The following is a 4,439-nucleotide window of genomic DNA, read 5'->3' on the forward strand; positions in this document are numbered from 1 at the left end:
TGTTTTATGCCGTCTGGTTAGCACTAGGGGCAGTTGGTCACGAGTTGTTCATTCAATTCAGCCCGTTTAAATGAAACTAAATGTGTCCCTATACTTAATCGGAATTGTAGCTCCCATTTGTTGCATGGGCGTGATCTGTTTCAGCTTCTCCCTGGTGCCACAGTACCCCTCTTGCTCCGAACAAGCTGCCATAATAATTTAAGGCATGTTTTAATTTAAGATAGGGTAATCCTGAATTGTCGGGAAGATTTTTGTTAGCTGCTGGTGAACAAGGCCAGCCAATACCAGCCATACCACTCACTGGGTTACCATCCGCGCTATTCTTCCAGGCAGCAATGTCGGTACCGCCGTAAGCAACGTTGAAGAAAGCTACCGGCGCTCCGGTATTATCGACTTGTAGATTGCCAAGCCGGGTATAAGCCCAGTTATTATAGCCTGTAGGAGCAATCTTATTTCCATTCCACAATCTTTGGAATACAGGGAACAAGGGTAAAGGTATATAATTGGGCGAAGTGGACGTTACCCAATCACAGTCACCAATCCAGTTGTTGGATACCACACAATCGTAAGGCGTATCCGATGGTAAGGTGGCATTTACGGCTGGACTTCCAGAGTTTATAATACTCTGCGCATTGGACTGTCCAGCGATAATGAACACATTACCCACGCCAAATCTAACATCATTGATGGCCACGATACCCCCACCCCCGTTAATGGCTTTGACAATAATGTGATACCAACCACTGGATAGATAGGCTTCTTCGCGATATAGTCCCATCCCGCCATTGTCCCGGGAAATATCCGTATAATCCTGAACTAAACTTGCGTACGAGCCATATTTGTCTAATCGCTCAATCCGCATCTGTAATCTGTCGTACCCGTCGGGACATCCTACGAGCTGACCAGCGACGTAAACGCTGCCATAACCTCCGGCTTGCTGAATCACCGAGCGATCCAATGGCCAGGACAGAGAAAGAAATTGCGCGAAGCTACTTGTCGAATGAAGGCTGCCCAGTAGCAGCGTTAAGAATAAAACGAGCTTTTTCATGGGAGTAAGAATTAGTATTGGTTGAACAGACTTATTGCGGCAAACTTAGCTTGAAGCGTTTCAGATCAATAAGGGGAATTTTGGTAGCGTAGTGTTGATTGATCACTTTGATCGTCTCATTGGCAATGACCGCCTGACCAATGGCCGAAGGCGACCGGCCATCTGAGGAGAAAAAGTCACCTCCCGGAAACGTGCCTGACACCGGCGTCCCATCGTCAGAGATATATCCATTACTCAAAATCTTTTGGTAGACTTTATCCAGATCCACAAGAGGTATGTTGTGTTTCTTAGCCGCTCGGCGGATGTAGTACTCGTTGTAGAAACTTATTCCTGCCCGAAAGTCTGTAGCCTCATCAGCTGAGATAACGTCTTCGTCCGCAAAGGGATTAGCATTGGATAGTCCCTGATCCGACTGGCCTAAAAATGTTTTTCGGATGGCTTCGGTAGGTAATAGCAACGTTGTCCGGTCAGCCTTTACTGGATTGATATGATTGTTTTTGTAGCGAACAAACACCTCCGGATTTCTGTCCAGTAAATCGTTTACTGGGAAAACATGAAAATAGGGCAGGTCTAAAATGGGAGGTACGGTGAATAATACCAGTTTTGTGCCCTCGTTTTTAAGCAGAAGGATATTCTGATCTACCACGCCCTCATCCAGACTGCTCATCAGATACGTGGTTGAGAGATTAATGGGTCGTTCAGCCAGGCCCATAAACTCATCGGTCCGAATCTCGAAGGTGCAGAAGTCCGGCTTTTTCTGGGTGATTATTGACAGCAAGCCGACTCTGTTCTCCTCGTTAGGCGTCAATATTCGCTGATAATAAGCAAGATAATCACGTTGTGTTGGATAAACACTAATCATGTTATCAGGCATAGCCGCCACAAAGCTCGGCCCTTCCGGGAACGCCAGATTATCTGGAATACCATTCGCATATTTAACTAACTTTAATGGTTTTTCTTGACTAATCGCCCGATTATTTTCAACCTGTTTCCATATGGGATATGGAGATTTAGTAGTCATAACCGAGTAACCAGTCCCATTTCCCTGAGCAGGATCAAAGAGTGGAGACTGAAACGAATCAATTCCCATCTGGTGGGCTATCAAATTCGGAAAAGCCGTCAACTGCCCTTCTCGATACAGACCGCCATCGCGAAAGCCACTAGATAGTTTTCCACCGACAGCTACGTATTTAATGGTGGTCTTGCCAGCTTGTTTACTTAAAAAGGATAAATCGGGTACTACTGAAACAGGGGGGACAACTATATCAGGCTTGACTGGCCGATATACGGTATCCGCAGCTTTCCTGACTAAGGATACAGGACTACCATCTACGGTTTTTAGGGGTTGAGTTGGGCGATCGCTCATAGTACCAGAGGTACTTGAGGCAATCAGTAGGGAGATAAGGATTGCTGAGTTCATTGTTATTAAGTTTTAGGATTAAAGGAAGATAACTTATAAACAATGAAGCGATATCATAAAATTGTGTAGCTCTAAAATGCAATTTTATGCTTTATTGTTTATCAATTTATGGAACGGTATATTTAGATTAGGTATAAGTACTTAGAAAACACAGGAGCACTCGCTAAAAGCTGATTTAGAGGCATTTACTAACCAACTACAAACGGGAAGCCTTATAGAAGTTGACAAACCATTAAGGTGAGTCAAGCCCGTAATCAGGTCTGGAGCTGAACCCTGACTTGCTGGTTCCGAGTGTTTACAAGCGATTAGCGAGTAAGTAATAGCCATAAAAAGTAGACAATTTCTGATCGTAATAGCTGTAAGATAAGCGGATGAATAAGGCCCTAGCGGTAGCGCTGCATGGGTGGCCACTTTTTACGGCCTTATTCATCCACTACTTTTTTCACGTAATGAAGTAGATTCCTCTTTTACTCAAGAAGGATTCGAATTGAATCGGTCGATTTATCCTTTCGTCGGCTATTTACAACGTGTAAATAATAGGTTCCTCGCGGTAATTCCTTAACGGTAAACTCAAGGATATTCCCCTGTTTTAACGCTTTCGACCGATATGCATCCTGCACGTCAATCGACTGAATGGGTTTGGTAGCATGTTCGCGAAACAATTCCAATCGGTCAGGCAGGGATTCCGCCTGTTCGGCCTTTTCAAACTCGACGGAAAGATAATTTTTGGCGGGGTTAGGGTAAATTTTATACGCCGAGAAGCAATTGTTAGCACAGATCGATACACCATCCGAGGAGGTACCACATCCATTTGACATGTCTAGCGTTAACCCATAGCAATCGGCCGTATACGTGTTAAAGGAAGCACTTCCATTGCTATAATCCGTTAAATAAGCATTGCCCGCATTCCCGCTGCTGATAAACCAATGGAAGTAGGTTGGTGAGCCTGACGCATGGGTTTCAATGTATTGGCTATTGCCTAAACACATGGAACCAATACTGGTCTGACTATTGGCCGTGAAGTAATCTACTTTGGGAGTTCCCACCCATATCGCTTTAGTGAGCCCGCTTATGGAACAACCGTTAATGCTCGTTGAGATCGTGGCCGGTCCTCTGCTTACGAAGGCTGCCGCTCCGGAGCTGGCATCAATCGATGCAACGCTCCCATTCGAAGAGGCCCAGGAGAAAGCAGCGCCAGCTAAGGTTGGACTGATGGCATAGGTTGCGGTACTACACAGTAATTCCGGTCCACTAATACTGAGTCCGGATACGGGGCATTCGCTGGTACAATGCACCGTATTCGTACCCGGATTTTCCATTTCATTAAAGATCCATTGCCCATTCCGGGCTGTATAGCGGATGTGCGCTTCATTATAAACCGTTGTCGAAGTATTTGGCCTACTAAAGGCTTCCTGAGCAATGAATTTGCCTAACCGGGAGGGATTAGCGGGACTAATGGCATCCACATAAACGGCTGTCAGGCTGGAAGCATCAAACGTCGTTACATCAAGGGCGCTGGCAGTGGGTACAAAACAAAACTCGTTGACTAAACTGATCGAATACCCAGCCTGAAGAAACCATAACACCTTAAATGTCCCTGATGGATTAAAATTTGTCCCTATATATGCGGATAAAGGATAGGTGCCTCCGGTAGCACCGTCATATGCCGGGATGGCTGGGCCATTAATTCCCTGATCGAACAAGGTGATATTAATAGTTATCAGGGAGAGAATCGTCCAGGAAGAATATATTTTTAAATGAATAAGTTGGCTTGTTTGCTGATTCGCTGACGCATTAATGTCTAAATCAGTCCGTATCCGATTATTGGTAATCCAGGGGATGGGGGACAAAAAGCCATACGCATTAAAGGAAGCTAAGTATAGGGACACATTTAGTTTCATTTAAACGGGCTGAATTGAATGAACAACTCGTGACCAACTGCCCCTAGTGCTAACCAGACGGCATAAAACA

At 45.1% G+C, this 4,439-nt stretch carries 3 protein-coding genes; all 3 read right to left on the minus strand.

Annotated features, from left to right (window positions below):
* Positions 1 to 94: 94 nt before the first annotated feature.
* Entirely contained in the window at positions 95 to 1,048 is a 954-nt protein-coding gene (locus ACYVEA_RS34205) for a hypothetical protein (protein WP_461117876.1), read from the minus strand.
* Between the two features lie 31 nt (positions 1,049 to 1,079).
* A complete protein-coding gene (locus ACYVEA_RS34210; protein ID WP_461117877.1) occupies positions 1,080 to 2,468 on the minus strand; it encodes a hypothetical protein in 1,389 nt (462 codons plus the stop codon).
* Between the two features lie 467 nt (positions 2,469 to 2,935).
* Positions 2,936 to 4,357, minus strand: a complete 1,422-nt coding sequence (locus tag ACYVEA_RS34215; protein WP_461117878.1) for a hypothetical protein — start codon at positions 4,355 to 4,357, stop codon at positions 2,936 to 2,938.
* Positions 4,358 to 4,439: the final 82 nt, after the last annotated feature.

Source organism: Spirosoma jeollabukense, from assembly GCF_054777855.1.

What these genes read in the sequence shown, in the direction of transcription:
- ACYVEA_RS34210 (WP_461117877.1), bottom strand. Translation starts at nt 2,468, where the DNA reads ATGAACTCAGCAATCCTTATCTCCCTACTGATTGCCTCAAGTACCTCT.
- ACYVEA_RS34205 (WP_461117876.1), bottom strand. Translation starts at nt 1,048, where the DNA reads ATGAAAAAGCTCGTTTTATTCTTAACGCTGCTACTGGGCAGCCTTCAT.